The sequence below is a fragment of the Collinsella aerofaciens genome (genome assembly GCF_027679495.1).
Classification (GTDB): Bacteria; Actinomycetota; Coriobacteriia; order Coriobacteriales; family Coriobacteriaceae; genus Collinsella; species Collinsella aerofaciens_AK.
On the sequence record NZ_JAQEKC010000005.1, the window covers coordinates 41840 to 60452 of the forward strand.

An 18613-nucleotide genomic window follows, 5' to 3' on the forward strand; every position below is an offset into this window, starting at 1 on the left:
ATTCCGAGAAGATTCCTAGGGTTTAGTACACCTATGAGTACACCATATACAGAGAGGGACAGCATGAGCGCAAATCCGCTGCTTTCCATCGAAGGTCTGACCGCCTCCGTGGACGAGAAGACCATCCTCCACAACGTCAACCTCAACGTCGCCGCCGGCGAGACCCACGTGCTGATGGGACCCAACGGCGCCGGCAAGTCCACCCTCGGCCACCTGGTCATGGGCGACCCTGTCTATACCGTCAACGACGGCCGCATCGTCTTTGACGGCCAGGACATCACCGAGCTCACCACCGACAAGCGCTCGCGCGCCGGCCTGTTCCTGAGCTTCCAGGCCCCGGTCGAGATCCCGGGCGTGCCGCTGTCGAGCTTTTTGCGTGCCAGCATCGCCGGCCGCCCCGGCCTGGAGATGAAGGGCAAGGAGTTCCGCCGGCGCGTCAAGGAGCTCGCGGCAGAGCTCAACATGGACACCGCCTACCTCAACCGCGAGCTGGGCGTGGGCTTCTCGGGCGGCGAGAAAAAGAAGGTCGAGATGCTCCAGCTTCTGCTGCTGCAGCCCAAGCTCGCCATTCTCGACGAGACCGACTCGGGCCTAGACGTCGACGCCCTGTCCACCGTCAGCCACGGCATGGACGCCTACCGCAAGAGCTGCGACGGCTCCATGCTCATCATCACGCACAACACGCGCATCCTGGAGCACCTGGATGTCGACCGCGTCCACGTTATGGTCAAGGGCCACATCGTGCGCGAGGACGACGCCTCGCTCATCCCCTGGATCGACAAGAACGGTTTTGAGACCTTCGAGCGCGAGGCCGCCGAGCAGCGCGCCCAGGCCGAGGCCGCCGCTGCCGAGCAGCAGGCGTAAAGGGGCGACGCAATGACCAAGAACCGCACCGAGGTCGCGGACATCGACCGCAGCCTCTACGACTTCACCTATGGCGAGGAGGGATTTGAGCGCCTCGACGCCGGCATCACGCCCGACATCGTGCGCGAGATCAGCGCCAAGAAGGACGAGCCGCAGTGGATGCTCGACCTGCGCTTAAAGTCCCTCGAGATCTTTAATCGTTTTCCCGACCCGACGTGGGGCCCCTCCATCGAGGGCCTGGACATGGATAACATCGTCACCTATGTCAAGCCCAACACCGACCAAAAGCACGACTGGGAGTCGGTGCCCGACGACATCAAGAGCACCTTTGAGCGCCTGGGCATCCCCGAGGCCGAGCGCAGCTATCTGGCAGGCGTCGGCGCGCAGTACGACTCCGAGCTCGTCTACCACAACATGCAGGACACGGCGTCTAAGATGGGCATCGTCTACTCCGGCATCGAGGAGGCCCTGCACGACCCGCAGTGGGAACCGCTCATCCACGAGAAGTTTATGACGCTCATCCCGCCCACCGACCACAAGTTTGCGGCCCTGCACGGCGCCGTATGGTCGGGCGGCTCGTTTGTCTACGTGCCCAAGGGCACCAAGCTCGACTTCCCGCTGCAGAGTTACTTCCGTCTTAACGCCAAGGGCGCCGGCCAGTTTGAGCACACGCTCATCATCGTCGAGGACGATGCCGACCTGCACTTCATTGAGGGTTGCTCCGCGCCCAAGTACAACGTGGCCAACCTCCACGCCGGCGCCGTCGAGCTCTTTGTGGGCAAGCGTGCGCACCTGCGCTACTCTACCATCGAGAATTGGTCCAAGAACATGTACAACCTCAACACCAAGCGTGCGCGCGTGGACGAGGACGGCGACATCGAGTGGATCAGCGGCTCCTTCGGTAGCCACGTGGGCTACCTCTACCCCATGAGCGTGCTCAGCGGACGCCGCGCCCGCTCGAGCTTTACCGGCATTACCTTTGCCGGCGCCGGCCAGAACCTGGATACCGGCTGCAAGGTCGTGCTCAACGCGCCCGATACTTCGGCAACCGTCGAGACCAAGGGCATCTCCAAGAGCGGCGGCATCCAGACCTTCCGCAGCTCCATCGTGGCCACGCCCAAGGCCGAGGGTTCCAAGGCAACCGTGAGCTGCCAGTCGCTCATGCTCGACGACCAGAGCCGCTCCGACACCATCCCCGCCATGGACATCCGCGCCAAGAATGTCGACATCGGCCACGAGGCCACCATCGGCCGTATCGGCGACGATAAGGTGTTCTACCTGATGAGCCGCGGTATCTCGGAGGAAGAAGCCCGTACCATGATCGTCAACGGCTTTGCCAACCCGGTCTCCAAGGAGCTACCGCTGGAGTACGCCGTCGAGATGAACAACCTGATCAAGCTCGAGATGGAAGGAGCGATCGGATAATGAAACAGACCACGAACACCGCTGCTACCACCCTTGAGCAGGTCAATGCGATGCCGGCTGCCACATGGGGCTGGCTGAAGATGAACCAGACCAAGCTCGAGCTCTCTGACGAGCTTGCCGCCGCTCCCGCCGAGACCGTTAAGGTTGAGGGCTTGGACGAGCAATTTGCTGGCGTGGCAGACGCGTTCGACGCCGCCATGGACGCCATGGCCGAGCGCTTCCCCGAGCGCCGCGCCTCCGCGCCCGGCGATGCCGCCGACCGCGCCCGCATCACGCCCGAGACCGAGCTCGACGTGCCCGCCACCTCCGTCTACCAGGCCGGTGCCATTAAGCTGGAGGAGGAGCTCTCCCCCGCTGAGGCCTTCGAGACTGGCATGGGCGAGGCTGCCTACACCTACCTGGCCGACCACGCCACCAAGCGCGTCGTCATCGATGTGCCCGCATACAAGCACGCCACGGTTACCGTGCGTGTGAGCGGTGTCGATGCCGCCGCGGCCATCGCCGCCATCGACGTCGTCGTCCGTCCCCAGTCGACGCTCGACCTGCAGATCGCCCTGGACTCCCCCGTTGCCGGCGAGGGCGTCGTGGGATCCGTGCTGCGCGTGTGCGCCCACGAGTACGCCACCGTCAACGTGACCTGCACGCAGACGCTCGACGATAGCTGGATCGCGCTCGACGACACCGGCCTGTTCCTGGACGAGGGCGCGCGCGTCAACGTGCAGCACACCGTCCTGGGTGCCGGCGCCAGCGCCACCGGCCTTGCCGGCGACCTGCTGGGCGATACCGCCAAGGTCACCATCGATACTGACTACCTGGGCGCCCGAGAGCAGGTGCGCGACTTTAACTACGAGCTGCGCCACCGCGGTCGCAAGACCGAGTGCGAGATCGACGCCAACGGCGTGCTGACCGGCACGTCCAAGAAGGTCTACCGCGGCACCATCGACCTCGTGCACGGTTGCAAGGGTGCAACCGGCACCGAGCGCGAGACGGTGCTTTTGGCCAACAAGGGCGTCGACAACAAGACCGTTCCCGTCATTCTCTGCGACGAGGACGACGTCGCCGGCAACCACGGAGCCACCATCGGCCACGTCCGCGACGAGCAACTGTTCTACCTCGCCTGCCGCGGCCTTGACCAAAACGCCGCCGAGGACCTGTTCGTCCGCGCCAAGCTGGAGGACGCCGCACTTTCCGCCACCGACGAGCGCACCCGCGCCGCCGTCGTCCGCCTGGGCAACAACCTGATCGACAACTTTGAAGAGGAGCTCGCATGATCGACACCGAGCACGTTAAATGCGACACCTGTACCGCACCGGAGCCTATGGAGCTCGACGCCAGCGACGAGGCCTCGCGCGGCTGGCCTACCGTCGACATCGAGACTAATCCCTACAAGGCGCAGTTCCCGCTGTTCCAGCAGCACCCCGAGATCGCCTTCCTCGATAGTGCCGCTACCGCGCAGCGTCCTGCCTGTGTGCTCGACGCCGAGCGCGACTTCTACCAGCGCATGAACGCCAACCCTCTGCGCAGCCTGTACTCGCTGTCCGTCGAGGCCACTGAGGCTATCGCGAAGGTGCGCCAGCAGATCGCCGACCTCATCGGCGCTGCCCAGGCCAACGAGGTCGTCTTCACCCGCAACACGAGCGAGTCGCTCAACCTGGTCGCCAAGAGCTTTGCACCCACAGTCCTCGAGCCGGGCGACGAGGTCGTCATCACCATCATGGAGCACCACTCCAACCTGATTCCGTGGCAGCAGGTCTGCCGCGAGACCGGCGCCAAGCTCGTCTACCTCTACCCCACCAAGACCGGTCAGCTCACCACCGAGGAGGTTCTTGCCAAGGTTGGTCCCAAGACCAAGATTCTGGCCGTGGGTCAGGTCTCCAACGTGTTGGGAGTCGAGAACCCAGTCAAGAACCTCGGCAAGCTCGTGCACAAGTATGGCGGCTACCTGGTCGTCGACGGTGCGCAGTCGCTGCCGCACATGCCGGTCGATGTGGCCGACCTGGGCGCCGACTTCTTTGCCTTTAGCGCACACAAGGCTATGGGCCCCATGGGCATCGGCGTGCTGTGGGGCAAGATGGACCTGCTCAACGCCATGCCGCCCATGCTCACCGGCGGCGAGATGATCGACTCTGTTACCGAGCAGGACGCCGTCTGGGCGCCCGTTCCCGAGAAATTCGAGGCCGGCACACAGGACGCCGCCGGCATCTTCGCCACGGGTGCGGCACTCGACTACCTGGTCAACACGGTGGGTTACGAGAACATCCAGGCACGCGAGCAGGCACTCGTCCACTACCTGATGGGCGAGCTCATGCAGCTCGACTTTGTCCAGATCATCGGCTCCATCTATTGGGACAACCACCACGGCGTTGTGAGCTTTAACGTCCGCGGCATCCACCCGCACGACGTCGCGAGCATCATGGACATGGACGGCGTCTGCATCCGCGCCGGTCACCACTGTGCACAGCCGCTGCTCACCTGGCTGGGCGTCGAGAACCTTGCCTGCTGCCGCGCCAGCGTGGCCTTCTACAACGACAAGGCCGACATTGACAAGTTCATCGCCGGCCTGCATCACGTTTGGAGCACGTTCAATGGGTAATCTGTACACCTCCACCACATTTATGGAGCACAACTCGCACCCCGACTACAAGTACGAGATGGATGCTCCCACGCACGAGCACGACGGCATCAACCCCAGCTGCGGAGACGAGCTCACTCTGCAGCTGCGTGTCGAGAACAACGTGATCGAGGAGGCCTCCTTTACCGGCCACGGCTGCGCCATCAGCCAGGCCAGTGCCGACATCATGGCCGATCTCATCACCGGCGAGACCGTCGAGGAAGCTCGCCGCCTGGCAGAGCTCTTCCTCGCCATGATCCGCGGCGAGAAGCTCTCCGAGGAGGACCTGGAAGACCTGGACGAAGCCGCCCAGCTCCAGGACATCTCGCACATGCCCGCCCGCGTCAAATGCGCCGAGCTCGCCTGGCGCACCCTCGACGGCATGCTCGAGGGGCGAAATAATCAGTAGTACTTGTCCCAAATCTTAAGATTTTTGTTGGCCGAATCGCTTGACAAGAGTGGTTCGGCCATTTTCTATTCCGAGAGCTCAGTCTGTGCCTTCACCCGCGCATAAGCGCGCACGATACGAGAGACGGTACTTTTGCCAATCCCGGTATACCGCTCAATCTGGCGCACCGTAAAACCGGCATCGTGCAATCCAAAAATAACGGTATCGCGCTGCGCAGGCGGTGCGTCTTTAACCCCATGGAGCGGAGCCCCGAGGCTCTTCGCCAACTTGTCGGCAAAGGCGTGGCGTTCCCACTCTGTCTCTTTCATATCGCGCAGCGCCGGTTCGCCGCCGTCGGGCGTCGAAAGCGAATAGGCAATAAAGCCCTCGGCAGAACCAAAAAGCTCAAGCACGCAAGAAGGATCAGAAAATCCCCTCGCGACATCGGCCGCGTCACCGTCGTAAGCGCACAAATGCTCCGGAAAGCTGCTCCAGGGATAACGCTCAATGAGACTGATGCCCGCCTCCTGCGGATCGGCGTGAACGGAGCGAATAGCCTCCATCACTTGCCAGTCGGTATCGAGCGAGCGCCGGTCAAAACGGTTCTGGAACAGATGCCCTGTGCGCCCCGTGCGTTTATTGAACCGCCGCGCGTACGCCAAAAGCAGCCGGTGCATCGCCGCGCTCATCGCGTCCTCGTAATCTGCAAGCACCAGACGCACGTGATTGCCCATAAGGCACCAGGCGATAACCGTCACGCCCGCCTTGCGGCAGCACTCACGCATCAGCTCCAAGAACTCCCACCGGTCTTCATCGCCCTCAAAGATGAGCTGCTTGCCCGTACCGCGGGCACAGACATGGTAAAAGCCGGTAACCGTTCTCCAAACGCGCTGCATGGCGCTCCCTTCGCCGGGATCTGCTTGCCATCCAATACAGCACGATTGAAGCGTGCCATCAAAACATTCACGCAAAACAATTCGCTCGCGCGGCCAAAGGCAGTAAACAGGCGGCGAACGGCACCGTTGCAACAGGTCAACCCCTGCAACGCTTACAAAAGCTGACCAAAAGCTTGCCCAAGACGGACCCCCTCTACGGAAGTGCACGACCACAGAATATAGAGTTAAACCGTTTCAATTGAAAGTTCCGCGCATCTCGCTACGAAAACTGAGCCGTTCGCCGAATATTCCGTGCATTTCGCGGTATTATAGGGGCTGCATGTCATGTCCCTTTCGAAGGGTCGCCCGGCAATCGCCAGCCACGGCCCCCAGACGGGACGCCAACACGATAGAGAGGAGAGGCATGCAGTACTCACAGGAAGTGGAGAACATGTGCCCCGTTGCCAAGGGTGCATACCACGGCCCCGCACCCATCCCCGAGGAGGGCAAGTGGGTCCAGGCTAAGGAGATTTCCGACATCTCCGGTCTTACGCACGGTGTGGGTTGGTGCGCACCTCAGCAGGGCGCCTGCAAGCTCACGCTGAACGTCAAGGACGGCATCATCGAGGAGGCCCTCGTTGAGACCATCGGCTGCTCGGGTATGACCCACTCTGCCGCCATGGCTTCCGAGATCCTTCCCGGTAAGACCATCCTCGAGGCCCTCAACACCGACCTCGTCTGCGACGCCATCAACGTTGCTATGCGCGAGATCTTCCTGCAGATCGTTTACGGCCGCAGCCAGACCGCGTTCTCCGAGGGCGGCCTGCCCGTGGGCGCCTCCCTCGACGACCTCGGCAAGGGCCTTCGCTCTCAGGTCGGCACCATGTTCGGCACCAAGGCCAAGGGCGCTCGTTACCTCGAGCTCGCTCAGGGCTACGTCACCCGCATGGCTCTCAACGACAAGAACGAGATCATCGCATTCGAGTTCCTGAACCTCGGCAAGTTCACCGACGCCGTCAAGGCCGGCAAGACCCCCGAGGAGGCCATCGCTGGCGCTATGGGCCACTATGGTCAGTGGGAGAACGCTGCCAAGTACATCGACCCGCGCACCGACGAGGAGACTCACTCCGTCGCCAGCGTGTTCCCGGTTCACGAGTAGAAAGGGAGGGAAATAACTATGACTGTTACGTTCGAAGGTTACGAGCGCCGCGCTGACAAGATCAACAAGTGCCTCGCCGACAACGGCATCGCCTCCCTCGAGGAAGCTCTGCAGATCTGCACCGACAAGGGCTTCAACCCGCGTGAGATCGTCAACAACACCCAGTCCATCGCCTTCCAGAACGCCGAGTGGGCCTACACCCTCGGTTGCGCTCTCGCTGTCAAGCGTGGCGCCAAGTCCGCTTCTGAGGCTGCCGCCATCATCGGCGAGGGCATCCAGGCCTTCACCGTTCCCGGCTCCGTCGCCGAGGACCGCAAGGTCGGTCTGGGCCACGGCAACCTGGGCGCTATGCTGCTCTCCGACGACACCGAGTGCTTCGCCTTCCTGGCCGGTCACGAGTCCTTCGCTGCCGCTGAGGGTGCTATCGGCCTGGCTCTAAACGCCAACAAGGCTCGCAAGAAGCCGCTGCGCGTCATCCTCAACGGTCTGGGCAAGGACGCTGCTCAGATCATCGCCCGCATCAACGGCTTCACCTACGTGAAGACCCAGTTCGACTACTTCACGGGCGAGCTCAAGGTCGTCGAGACCATCCCCTACTCCGATGGTCCCCGCGCCGCCGTCAACTGCTACGGCGCCGACGACGTCCGCGAGGGCGTTGCCATCATGTGGCACGAGAACGTCGACATCTCGATCACCGGTAACTCCACCAACCCCACGCGCTTCCAGCACCCCGTCGCTGGCACCTACAAGAAGGAGCGCCTCGAGGCTGGCAAGAAGTACTTCTCCGTCGCTTCTGGTGGCGGCACTGGTCGTACCCTGCACCCGGACAACATGGGCGCCGGCCCTGCCTCTTACGGCATGACCGACACCATGGGCCGTATGCACTCCGACGCCCAGTTCGCCGGTTCTTCCTCCGTGCCTGCGCACGTTGACATGATGGGTCTCATCGGCATGGGCAACAACCCCATGGTCGGTGCCACCGTCGCCTGCGCTGTCGCCGTCGAGGAGGCCCTCAAGGCCTAATCGCGCCCGCGCGATGCTCATATAGTTGAGCTTTGGAGCCGCTACCCACCCAGGTAGCGGCTCTTTTTGTTTGCGCTGTCGCAGGGTAGCTAATGCCGATATATCAGTTGGGGCGAAATACAAGATGTGATGAGATGGAGCGTCAGAGCGTCCATGACGCCCACCTGCCATATTTGCCCTTTACCGATTTGCCGAGTCTTTGCGGCCCCATTGCCGATCACCCGTGCGACAATGCGCCGGACGAGAAAGGAATCCGATGGAATCGACTGATGTACTGGTAATTGGATCTGGCATTGCGGGCCTTTGCGCCGCCATCGAAGCGGCACGCACGGGTGCAACCGTCACTGTGGCAAGCGCCGGCAAGACTATGAGTGGATCGAGCTTCTTCCCCGGAACCTGGGGCCTAGGGCTTATCGGACCCGTTAACGAAGACGACGAGCAGGACCTCATCGACACCATCCTGGCCGTCGGCGGCGGCGTTGCCGACCCCGAACTCGTCCAAGCGTTCGTCCACGGCATTCCCCAAGCGATTGACTGGCTCGAGCAAGACCTGGGCGTTGAGCTCCAGCGTCCGCAAAGCGCCAAGAGTGCTCAACAAAAGCAATTTATCCCCTGCTTTGACCACAAGACGCGCATGTGGCGCGGCCTCACCCGCAAGCCCCTTGAGGACGCTCTGACGACCTGGATCGAGTCGCTCGGCATTCGCCTGCTCCCCCGCCATGAGCTTATCGACCTTGTTGAGGACACGAACGGCAGAATAACCGGAACCGTACTCTACGACCTTACCGAAAATCGAATCGTGCCCTTTGCTGCCGAGGCCACGGTCATCGCAGCCGGTGGCACAGGCGGCCTGTTCGAGCGCAGCCTTACGTCGGCTGATGTGCTCAGTTCCTCGCAGGCCATCGCGCTGGCGCACGGCGCAACACTTACTAATATAGAGTTCATGCAGATGATGCCCGGCTTCATCGAGCCCAGGCGTAACTTGGTCTTCAATGAGAAAACCTGGCGCTACGTGCACGTAGACCAGCCGGTAGATATTGCCGACGACAAGCTGGACGACCTGCTCGAGCAGCGCTCTGGATATGGTCCCTTCACGTCACGCTTGGCCTCCCGCGCTATCGATCTCGTCATCGATCAGGCAGGTGTCGAAGGCCTGGCACTCCACTACGACTTCCCCCGCGAGGATGTCCCAGAGTTTGTGCAGACCTTTGCCACCTGGCTGCAAGACGAGCACGGCATCGCGCCGACCGACGAGATGCGCGTTGCGATGTATGCCCACGCCGCTAACGGCGGCATCAAGATCGATAAGACCGCGCACACGGGCGTTGAGGGCCTCTACGCTTGCGGCGAGGCGACAGGCGGCATGCACGGCGCCGACCGCATTGGTGGCTTGTCAAGCGCCAACGGCATCGTATTCGGACGTATCGCGGGCGCATCGGCAGCCCTTGCAGCGCAGAAAGAGCCTGAGGCGGCCCTGAAGGCGGATATCACCCTCCCCCAGTACGGCATTGCCGCAACAGATGCCGAACGCCTGACACACAGCCTTAGGCACACGATGAGCACCTTTTGCATGATCAACAGGACCGAAACAGGCCTATCCGAGGCCCTGCAACAGCTTGAAAGCCTGCAAGACGAAGCCACGGCTCTAAATAAGCCACATGCCAACGACAGCGAAATCGCTGCCCTCGCCCGCCTGCAATCGCAGATTCAACTAGCACAGGAAATGGTCAAAGCCATGCGCAAGCGGACCGAAAGCCTGGGTTCGCACTATCGAGCGGACTAAGCCGAGCACCCCTCCAGAGCAGAACACAACTTCTCGATATTAATGGGTCCCGTGAACTCAAAGCGACACAGGGCCCATTCGTGTCCGCGCGGGCAAATATACTCATTCTGAATACGGAGTCGACATAGTCCACGTAGACAAACGAACAGAAAGGAAGAGATATGGACAGCAGGGATATCGAGAAATGGCGTGTCGAACTTGACAGCTACGCCCATGTAGAAGACGGCGTTGAGTATTGGCTCGCACGCGATTTAATGGAACCCCTCGGATACACCCAATGGCGTAATTTTGAGACTGCAGTTAAGAGATCCATGGCATCGTGTGACACCAATAAAATGCCTGTTGCCGCCCATTTTGCTGAGGCCAGCAAAATGGTAGATGCCGGCATCGCCAAACGAGCCGTAAAAGACTACAAGCTGACGCGCTACGCATGCTATTTAATCGCCCAAAACGGAGACCCAAACAAGCCCGAAATCGCACTCGCACAGGCGTACTTCGCCGTGCAGACACGCCGTCAGGAGCTCATAGAGCAGCGCTTCGCAGAGATTCAGCGCTTGCAGGCGTGCCACTCGCTATCCGATTCAGAGAAACAGCTCTCGGGCATTGCGTTCAAACGAGGCGTGGACTCCAAAGGATTCGCGATCATCAAGTCGAAGGGCGATGAGGCGTTATTCGGCGACAGAAGCACGGCGGACATGAAGCGGCAGCTTGGTGTGTCCAAGAGTGCTGCATTGGCGGACAAGCTAGCCGATGTTCTCATCAAAGCAAAGGACCTCACGAACTCGATGACGGCCTTCAACGCCGAGGAACACGACTTGTACGGTCTGGACCAGATCAAACAAGAACACGTCGAGAACAACACGAGCGTGCGTGGCAGCCTCATCGACCGCGGAATTGTTCCCGAGAACCTACCGCCTGCCGAGGATACAAAAAAGCTCGAGCGTCGCGTGAAGGCAGACGAGAAGAAACTCAAGGAGGGTACTGACGGTTTCACCGATCCCCAGGGTAGACTCAATCTGTGAAAGCGGCCGCGCCCTTTCGGGTTCGACCCCATGCGAGGTTAACAAAAAAACGACCAGCCTAAGCCAGTCGCTTTAACGATCTTTGGGTGGGCCGTCAGGGGGTCAGCCTGCTGCGCAGGCGGCCGCTGCGGCGCCAAGGCGCCTTGCGCGCTGCGCTGGTAAATGCTTACGCATTTCCTCAGCTCCGCGCCCTTTCGGGTTCGACCCCATGAAAGGTCAACAAAAAAAGACGGCCAACCGAAGTTGACCGTCTTAACTTGCTTTGGTGGGCCGTCAGGGGGTCGAACCCTGGACCTTGGGATTAAGAGTCTTGAACGCGTGCTTTTGGCAAGCGCTCTACAAGCAAAGATGCAGGTCACGCTTATTCTGCTCGTACAATTTACGCTCAAGTTGCATTGGAGAACGGATATTTACGGTTATCGCATCATGCATAAAGCCCCTCCCCGGCATACTTGCCGGGGAGGGGCTAATGCTTATGGCCTGTCGATGATCGCCTGATCGCCGTCCTCGTCGAGGTACGGCGTGATCGCGATGCCGCGGTCGCTCTCGACCACGATGTAGGCTCGATTTGTCGAGCGCTCGGTCGCGATGTACGAATTGACTCCACCAGGCAGATCGTACAGGGGACCTTCCGACTGGTCCATGACAGTCATGTCAGATGCCGCCTGGGCATTCTTGGGCGCCAAGGCTGAGCAGACGATGATGATGAGCCCCGACATTGCGATGAGGCACGCGATCGCATAGGCGAGGCTGAGCATCTTATCTCTCGGTTTCATGTCACTCCTTGATGAGGTAGTCATCTGCCTCGGGCTTTCCGGTGGCACGTCCCACGGCAACATAGCGGATCTTCCCGCTGCCGCCGGTGTAGCGTCCCCAGATAAAGCCGTCCGCGGACTTATACCAGTCGTCGAGCACGACAGTCTGCCCCCTGCTGTAGGAGGCCACCACGGACCCGGAGAGGGACGGCGCCGAGCGCACGTTGAGCTTGAAGACGGTGCAGCGGTAGCGGCCGCCGAAGCTCTCGGTCTCAGTCGCCTGCTGGGTCGGCTGCTTCGCGGGAGCCTGCTGAACGGGTGCGGAATTCGATACCTTGATTCCGAAACTCTCGAGGTAGATTCGGGCCAGGTCGTCGAGGTATTCATTGAACTTCTGCAAATCGCCGCCGTTGTCGATGAAGCCGTTCTCGGCGAGGCGGTAGTTGATGCCGCGCACGGCAGCCCTGTTGACGTTGGCGAGGTCGGATCGCTTGACGAGCTTCTGCGCTCGGCCCGGCATGAACGCGGACAGCTTGTCCGCAAGTGCCTTGTCGTAGGCGTCCGGCTCGAAGCCATCCTTGATAATCACATGCGCGCCGTGCGCAGTCGCTGCGCCGCTGGCATCCATATGCAGCTCCACCACCGGCGCATCCGTGCGCAGGCGGCTTACGCCGCCGTCGGCATACCAGTTGCGCGAGGTGTCTCCAAGCTCGACTTCGGAACCGCCGAGATCCTTGATGCGCTGGCCCAGGGCGCGGACACGCTCGGCCTCGGTATAGCCGCCCGCGCAGCAGCCGGGGTCGCCGGCGCCGTGCCCGCAGATGACGAACAGCTTGGCCACACTAGTCACCAACCTTGTCGTGATCAAAGATGCGCATGAGCGGCGTATCTCGAAGCTCCGGGTAGGCGGCGCATACGTTCTCGAGAATGGAGGCGACCTCCATGATGATGATGTAGACGCACACAACGGTCACGGAGACGCCGCTGAAGCCGAGACCGGCAATGTGAGCGCCGGCAAGCTCGATCATCACTGCGACCGCAATGAGGCAGCAGAGCAGGATCTTGTGGCCGAGACCGACGCGCATCTTAGCGCTCGAGACGTTGCCGTTGATGACAGCGCCGATGAAGCCGGTCAGGATGTCCATGACCATGAATGCGCACGCGATGGCGATTGCCCAGACCTGAGGCTCGGTCAGCTGGATGAGGATATTGGACATGCGACCCTCCCCTAGCCGTTGCTCACGATGTTCCAGGCGCTGTCAGACCCGAAAGCGCCGGGCTCAAGCGTGTTTCCGTCAATCAGCGACTCGTAGACAGACCCGTACTTGGTGACTCGGTCGCCCTTGGCATACGTCTTGCCGCTGACCCACTCGGGAACGCTCTCGCCGCCGTCCGTGGACGCCACGACCTTCGCCCAGTGCTGGGGGTCGGAAGCGGGATCCGCCGCAGTCGCCGTGTGGCCGGAAATAGCCTTGTAGAGCGTGCCCTGCCAGAGCACGCGGTCTCCTTGCGCATAGACGTGACCGCATGCGTAGAGCGGATAGAGTGCCGGAACCTTCAACGCATCATCGTCGGAGAGGGCGGCCGCCTGGATCTGGGCGAGCATGAGGGCAGCGTCCTGAGGCGTTCCGGCATCGGGAACGAGAGTCCACACCTGCCAGATGGCGCCGTCATGCTGCTCATAGGAGAGCACCGTGTGGTAACCGGAGCCGGGGTTGGGTTCCGCCGCCTCGCGAATCGGCAGGCCGGAGCCGTCCGTGGTCAGGTAGACAGACCCAGATACAAATTGTCCGTAAAACATTTTTCTCCTTAATGGTTGATTCTTTCCCAAAGCTCCGGAGCCGTGTCGGGCTCAGATCCGATACGTGGTGCGTGGGTCTGCAGACACTTGTACAGGTCGCCTCCATATGCCACGCGCGCGCCGGCGGCATACGAGGCCTCACCCACATACCACGGCCGGATGAGCTGGGGTACCTTCAGCGCGTCCTCATCACCGAGAGTCTCGGCGGACATGGCAGCAAGCCGCACCGCGTCATCGCGCATCCCGTCTGGCACGACACTCCATACTTGGTAGATGGAACCGCCCCGCTGCTCATACGCCATGTCCGTCTTGAAACCCTCGGGGACTTCAGGCTCATCAGACGCGAGAATCGGGAGACCCCTCCCATCCGTCGCCAGGCGCACTGCGGGCCCGACAAGGGTCCCCATCAATGCCATTTAGACTCCTTTCTCTCGACCTCTCGTGGCAGAAATCCCACGCGCGTATCCTCTCCTTGAGAGTCCACGCGTCTGGGATTTACGGGATTGGAGACCATGATGAAAGTTGCAGAGGCCGCCTCGAGGTACATGGACGACAAGCGCGGCAGGCTGCGTGCTTGCACCCTGGCCGGATACGAGAGCGCGCTAGCGCTGCACGTCCTACCTCGCTGGGGCGAGCTGGAACTTGAGGCGATAACGCCCGAGGGTGTACAGGGCTGGATTGATTCGTTTGAGCTGCCGGGGGCCGCCGAAAAGGCGTACAAGACCCTGCGGCAGGTTATCCGCTGGGCCATACGCAGGCTCGGTGTGCGGATGTACGACCCCACCGCCGCCGGTGTCGAGCTACCGCACAAGCCGGCGCACCGCCCACGCACTATGGAGGCGAGCCAGGTCCGTGCCTACCTCCGTGCGCTGTGGGGACACGAGTGCGAGGCGGTCGCAATCTGCTCGGTAACCCTCGGGCTGCGGCGCGGCGAGGCGTGCGGCCTCAAGTGGTCGGACATCGACCTGCGCACCGGCGAGGTCCGCATCCGTCGTTCGAGGCAAGTCGTGCGCGGCAATGAGGTCGTCGAGGCGCCGAAGACCGAGCGCTCCGCGCGGTCCTGCTGGCTCCCCCGCTTCGCGGTCAAACGCCTGCGCGCGCTGCGAAAGGGCCGCTCGGGCTGGCTGTGCGAGCTATCGCCCGACGCCATTGCACGGCACATCAAATCCGCATGTCGCCAAGCCGGAGCCGCCTGGACCTCGATGACGGAATGCCGCCACACGTGGGCGACGCTCGCCGTGGAGGCAGGCGTGGGAATCGAGACCGTGGCCATGATGCTGGGGCACACCGATATCGGCACGGCATACGAGCACTACATCGTGCCGAGGCCACGCATCTGCAAGGATGCGCAACGCGAGGTCGAGCGGCTGATACTGGGCGGGTGATTCCGTATCCCGAATGAAGATCGCCAGCGGCAGGGCGAATATCTACGGCTGCGACGTAACTCTGGATGTCTCCTACATTCCCGCCATACACTCACTTGTTTTTGAGACGAAAGGCAGCGGCTACATGGCCACCGGGACTCAGACCGGCCATTTGGCCAAGGTGCTCACGCTGCCGTCAAATTACCTGCCCGCCAATGAGCTGAACGTGTGCATCTGCGCAAACATGCAGCTCAAATTTGGAGTGTCGCTAATAGTTCAAACCAACGGCGACATGGCATTCAATGTGACGTCATCAGAGCCGATGCGCGGCTTCGGATGGCCCTCGGCCATGGGCTTTATTCCCCTGTAGTATTCCGTATCCCATGCCGTCGTCACAGCTCCAGCCAACGGCGTCACTTGTGTTGGCATCGGGCGCATCGTTGTCGTCCAGCTGAAAAACATCTCTCTTACGGGACATACCGGTCGCACCGTTTGTCAGCTACCTTTTAAACCGGTGACGGAGGCGTTTGGATGTCTTAACGTGGACAGTGCCTCTGGCTACGTCAAGATCGATACAAATGGAATCGTCTTCTGTTTCTCCGCGACGTCTGGAGACTTCTCCGGTCAGGCCGTGATCTGCACCTAAAACACCATGAAAACTGCGCTATATGTTGAGGCATCGGCCATGAGGAATAGCTTGCCGTCCGTATAGTAAGCGTGGACATCAAATTTAAAGTTACCAGGGTTGTAGCAGCGGTCAGCGCACATTCCGGCGTTGGTGCATTCCTCGGCAAACATTGACGTGGAGAACAAGGTCGATGCTAGAGGGCGCCCTTGATAGACGCAGACGAGCGCCGCCATCCTGTTTAGCGGCATGTCGTAGCTGAATATCTGATAGTTCTTCCCCACATTTGTCTTTGCCACAATTCTCGGGGATACGGAATGCTAGCCAAGCACAACGATGAAATTCACTCGGAATGGGCCAGTGTGTGCGCCGCTGATTGCGACGACGAGCCGCTCGTCGCGCGGGTAGAAATTCACGCCGGAAACCATGAAGTCGTAGCTCGCATCACCGTTCATCGCGTACACGGAATCGCGGGAATTGTCGAAGCTTCGCCCGAACTCCCGCTCAAAGCCCGCCTTGTCCCAAAGCGTCGTGTAATTCGCATTGTTGAAGCCCACGATCTTGTTACCGACAAAAACTCTCGGCGCACGGGATACGGAATGCTACTTATGCCAAACCCGCTTGTTGTCCTTGAAAAAGGCAATGCCTGTTGAGTCGAAGACCACCTGATACTTGCCAAACTTGGCGCCATTGTCGGACACAGTAACCTGCATGCCGCCAAGCCACTCGTGGAATGAATACCATTCGACGTTTGCGGACTTAGTTCGGGATACGGAATCCCCGAGGTCTGCCAGGGGAGTCAGTTCGGGGATGAGAAGCTTAGGCTGACCCGTCGTCAGTCCGTCGAATGTCACCGAGCAGATCGGGACCGTCACGTCGGCGTCACCGTCCAGGATGGAGCCTTTCGGCACCGACGGCGCGGTGGCGCTCGAGCCGGGGGTTCCCTGGAGAACCTTCCACTCAACCGTCTCGACAAGGGTCGGGCTGGACCCGCTCACATCGCGGGTGTAATGGACACAAATGTAGTCCATGCGCTTCTTGCCTTGCGAGCCGCTCGCCACCTTAACGTCCTCGGGCGCGGTGACACCGATATGGCGACCCTGCACGATCATGTCGCCGGTCGCGATACGGACGGTGTTCGCGTCGACAAGCGATGGGGCCAGCTTGCCGCCCGTCTGCAGCACATAGCTGCCAGTGCCGACTTCGCCCGCAATGCGGCGCCCATCGTCGGCCGAGCTGACGTGTGGCACGCCCGCTTTGCCGGTCACAATCTCCATTTAAGCTGTCCTTTCCCATATAAAGCCGTTCTGGCTGTCTCGCATGGACCACGTTCCCCCATAGGTGGCACCGGGGTTTTTGCCCTTGCTTTCCATATAGAGGGAGCCGACAGGGTGTGCGGCGAGGAACGTCTGGGCGGTCGAGGCCGCGGGACCCTGTGGCCCCGTCTCCCCGACAGGCCCCTTTAGGTTGCCCAACTTAATCCATGCCATGTCGACGCCTCCGACTAGGCCTTGTAGGTGTACAGGTTCCCGGTGGCGGCGTCGATGTAGACCGAGCCGACCACGGCGGTGCCGGTCGGCGCGCCGGTCCCGGCTGTCACGGAGGTGCCATCGGCGCCCTTGTCTCCCTTGGGGCCCGTCTGACCGGTCGGGCCGGTCTCCCCCTTCAGTCCCTGGATTCCCTGCTTACCCTGCGCTCCGGTGTCGCCCTTGTCGCCCTTGGGACCCTTGAGCGAGCCGATGTTAGCCCATGCCATGTCGTTCTCCTTTCGCTAGGCGTTCGCGCCGTACTGGTAGACCTTGAAGCCGTCTGCCGTATCGATATATACGGCGCCGGCCTGGGATGACGCCGTGGGGGCTCCCTGGCCGAACGTGATGCCGGGGCCGGCAGGGCCCTGGGCACCCGCGGCGCCGGTGTCGCCCTTGTCTCCCTTTGCGCCGGTGGCGCCCTTGTCCCCCTTGGGGCCCTTCATCTCGCCGAGGTCGGTCCACTGCACGTCGCCGCTCATCGCGGTCTTGACCCACATGTGGCTCGTGTCGCTCGTGATGAACGTGTCGCCGATGGCGGCACTGGACGGCAAGGCGGCCTTGCTGCTCACCGCGCCCTTGACGGTAATGGACGTGCCGTCGGCGCCCTTGGGGCCGACGGCGCCCGTCTCGCCCTTGGGCCCCTTGAGGCTCACGCCGTTGATGGCGGAACCGACCCTGGCGGTCGATCGTCCCGCGTCCACCGCCGAGATGGGGTAGACGCTGCCCTTGGCGTCGAGCACGAGGTCGCCGACCTGAACTCCGTCGGACGGCGAGAGCGCCGAGAAGGCGACGTCGCCGCCAGCCGGGACGCTGATGCTCGCAACGCGCACGCTGCCGCCCTTGGGGCCGATATCGCCCGTCGCACCCTTGTCGCCCTTTGGACCTTTGAGGGTTCCCACCTGATTCCACGTGTTAGTCATTTGTATCTCCAATCTCGCCGTAGCGATAATAGGTGCCAGTCTCACTGTCGAGGTAGAGGTCCCCGACGCGACCACCTATGGCGGGGGTGCCTCCCCCGACATACCACTTCGTGCCGGGCTCGCCTGCGGACTTCAGCTGCTCTCGCACCCAGTCTTCGACATCAGCCCAGGTCTTGACCTCGTCATCGGTGTAGATATAGCCGTCCGGCTTGGCCCTCGGGCGCACCCTGAGCACGGCGCGCGCCTGCGTGTCGCGCCCATCGCTCGCCCATGCGGCAATGTCGGCGCCCGCCGTCAGCAGGAGCGACGGCACCGGGGCCTCGCCGCTGACGACCGGGGTCACCAATGCGCGCGCCGATCCGGTGATGGCGAAGTGGGCCTCCGTCGCGCCGCGGACCGAGACGCGGACGCGCCGACCCGTATCCCATTGGTAAAGGGGCGGGCCGATGAGCTCTATCTGCTTCATAGC

At 61.7% G+C, this 18613-nt stretch carries 22 protein-coding genes; 11 read left to right on the forward strand and 11 right to left on the reverse strand.

What is annotated here, in order from left to right:
- Positions 1-63 precede the first annotated feature (63 nt).
- The 5 genes from sufC to sufU are packed head-to-tail and all read left to right on the forward strand — an operon-like array spanning position 64 to position 5309.
- Positions 64-864 carry a Fe-S cluster assembly ATPase SufC gene (gene sufC, locus PGW49_RS02870; RefSeq protein WP_006235561.1) on the forward strand — a complete coding sequence of 267 codons (801 nt, stop codon included), beginning with the start codon at positions 64-66 and terminating at the stop codon, positions 862-864.
- A 12-nt stretch (positions 865-876) separates the two neighbouring features.
- A complete protein-coding gene (gene sufB / locus PGW49_RS02875; protein ID WP_138112781.1) occupies positions 877-2289 on the forward strand; it encodes a Fe-S cluster assembly protein SufB in 1413 nt (470 codons plus the stop codon).
- Positions 2289-3560 (forward strand): SufB/SufD family protein, encoded by a 1272-nt coding sequence (locus tag PGW49_RS02880; RefSeq protein ID WP_138112783.1) that lies wholly within the window; start codon positions 2289-2291, stop codon positions 3558-3560. Before sufB ends, PGW49_RS02880 begins: the two co-directional genes overlap by 1 nt.
- Complete coding sequence (locus PGW49_RS02885) at positions 3557-4882, forward strand: aminotransferase class V-fold PLP-dependent enzyme (protein WP_270225441.1); 1326 nt, start codon at positions 3557-3559, stop codon at positions 4880-4882. The genes PGW49_RS02880 and PGW49_RS02885 overlap by 4 nt, the downstream gene beginning before the upstream one ends.
- Positions 4875-5309, forward strand: a complete 435-nt coding sequence (gene sufU / locus PGW49_RS02890; RefSeq protein WP_138112785.1) for a Fe-S cluster assembly sulfur transfer protein SufU — start codon at positions 4875-4877, stop codon at positions 5307-5309. The genes PGW49_RS02885 and sufU overlap by 8 nt, the downstream gene beginning before the upstream one ends.
- 65 nt (positions 5310-5374) lie before the next feature.
- Here sufU and PGW49_RS02895 read toward each other — a convergent pair whose 3' ends face one another.
- Positions 5375-6184 carry a transposase gene (locus PGW49_RS02895; protein ID WP_175406054.1) on the reverse strand — a complete coding sequence of 270 codons (810 nt, stop codon included), beginning with the start codon at positions 6182-6184 and terminating at the stop codon, positions 5375-5377.
- Between the two features lie 403 nt (positions 6185-6587).
- Here PGW49_RS02895 and PGW49_RS02900 point away from each other — a divergent pair, with 403 nt between their 5' ends.
- From PGW49_RS02900 to dinD, 4 genes are all read left to right on the forward strand, one after another.
- Complete coding sequence (locus tag PGW49_RS02900; RefSeq protein ID WP_006235554.1) at positions 6588-7322, forward strand: iron-sulfur cluster assembly scaffold protein; 735 nt, start codon at positions 6588-6590, stop codon at positions 7320-7322.
- Between the two features lie 18 nt (positions 7323-7340).
- Positions 7341-8345, forward strand: coding sequence for a GGGtGRT protein (locus PGW49_RS02905; RefSeq protein ID WP_006235553.1), 1005 nt, complete (start codon positions 7341-7343; stop codon positions 8343-8345).
- Positions 8346-8601: 256 nt separating this feature from the next.
- Positions 8602-10128, forward strand: a complete 1527-nt coding sequence (locus PGW49_RS02910; protein WP_138112791.1) for an FAD-dependent oxidoreductase — start codon at positions 8602-8604, stop codon at positions 10126-10128.
- Positions 10129-10289: 161 nt separating this feature from the next.
- On the forward strand, positions 10290-11150 hold the full coding sequence (gene dinD, locus PGW49_RS02915; protein WP_270225442.1) for a DNA damage-inducible protein D: 861 nt from the start codon (positions 10290-10292) through the stop codon (positions 11148-11150).
- Positions 11151-11623: 473 nt separating this feature from the next.
- On the opposite strand, the gene PGW49_RS02920 is transcribed toward dinD, so the two are convergent.
- Genes PGW49_RS02920 through PGW49_RS02940 form a run of 5 tightly spaced genes read right to left on the reverse strand, consistent with a single transcriptional unit; the run spans position 11624 to position 13960 of the window.
- A complete protein-coding gene (locus PGW49_RS02920; RefSeq protein ID WP_270225443.1) occupies positions 11624-11926 on the reverse strand; it encodes a cupin domain-containing protein in 303 nt (100 codons plus the stop codon).
- A 1-nt stretch (position 11927) separates the two neighbouring features.
- Positions 11928-12746 carry an N-acetylmuramoyl-L-alanine amidase gene (locus PGW49_RS02925; protein ID WP_270225445.1) on the reverse strand — a complete coding sequence of 273 codons (819 nt, stop codon included), beginning with the start codon at positions 12744-12746 and terminating at the stop codon, positions 11928-11930.
- Between the two features lies 1 nt (position 12747).
- Positions 12748-13122, reverse strand: coding sequence for a phage holin family protein (locus tag PGW49_RS02930; protein WP_270225446.1), 375 nt, complete (start codon positions 13120-13122; stop codon positions 12748-12750).
- 11 nt (positions 13123-13133) lie between these two features.
- A complete protein-coding gene (locus tag PGW49_RS02935) occupies positions 13134-13706 on the reverse strand; it encodes a carbohydrate-binding protein (protein WP_270225448.1) in 573 nt (190 codons plus the stop codon).
- Positions 13707-13714: 8 nt separating this feature from the next.
- Positions 13715-13960: a carbohydrate-binding protein gene (locus PGW49_RS02940; protein ID WP_270225449.1), complete on the reverse strand. Its 246-nt coding sequence runs from the start codon at positions 13958-13960 to the stop codon at positions 13715-13717.
- A gap of 258 nt (positions 13961-14218) precedes the next feature.
- On the opposite strand from PGW49_RS02940, the gene PGW49_RS02945 reads away from it, so the two are divergent.
- Both PGW49_RS02945 and PGW49_RS02950 read left to right on the forward strand, forming a co-directional pair.
- Positions 14219-15091 carry a tyrosine-type recombinase/integrase gene (locus PGW49_RS02945; RefSeq protein ID WP_270225450.1) on the forward strand — a complete coding sequence of 291 codons (873 nt, stop codon included), beginning with the start codon at positions 14219-14221 and terminating at the stop codon, positions 15089-15091.
- Positions 15092-15104: 13 nt separating this feature from the next.
- The gene (locus PGW49_RS02950; RefSeq protein ID WP_270225451.1) at positions 15105-15440 is read left to right on the forward strand and encodes a hypothetical protein; all 336 of its coding nucleotides are present in this window, start codon (positions 15105-15107) and stop codon (positions 15438-15440) included.
- A gap of 575 nt (positions 15441-16015) precedes the next feature.
- On the opposite strand, the gene PGW49_RS02955 is transcribed toward PGW49_RS02950, so the two are convergent.
- The 5 genes from PGW49_RS02955 to PGW49_RS02975 all read right to left on the reverse strand — a co-directional run bounded on the left by PGW49_RS02955 (position 16016) and on the right by PGW49_RS02975 (position 18610).
- Positions 16016-16252: a hypothetical protein gene (locus tag PGW49_RS02955; RefSeq protein ID WP_270225452.1), complete on the reverse strand. Its 237-nt coding sequence runs from the start codon at positions 16250-16252 to the stop codon at positions 16016-16018.
- Positions 16253-16297: 45 nt separating this feature from the next.
- On the reverse strand, positions 16298-16972 hold the full coding sequence (locus PGW49_RS02960; RefSeq protein ID WP_270225453.1) for a hypothetical protein: 675 nt from the start codon (positions 16970-16972) through the stop codon (positions 16298-16300).
- A gap of 227 nt (positions 16973-17199) precedes the next feature.
- Entirely contained in the window at positions 17200-17451 is a 252-nt protein-coding gene (locus PGW49_RS02965; protein ID WP_270225454.1) for a hypothetical protein, read from the reverse strand.
- Between the two features lie 15 nt (positions 17452-17466).
- The gene (locus PGW49_RS02970; RefSeq protein WP_270225455.1) at positions 17467-18144 is read right to left on the reverse strand and encodes a hypothetical protein; all 678 of its coding nucleotides are present in this window, start codon (positions 18142-18144) and stop codon (positions 17467-17469) included.
- Positions 18137-18610: a hypothetical protein gene (locus PGW49_RS02975; protein ID WP_270225456.1), complete on the reverse strand. Its 474-nt coding sequence runs from the start codon at positions 18608-18610 to the stop codon at positions 18137-18139. Before PGW49_RS02975 ends, PGW49_RS02970 begins: the two co-directional genes overlap by 8 nt.
- Positions 18611-18613: the final 3 nt, after the last annotated feature.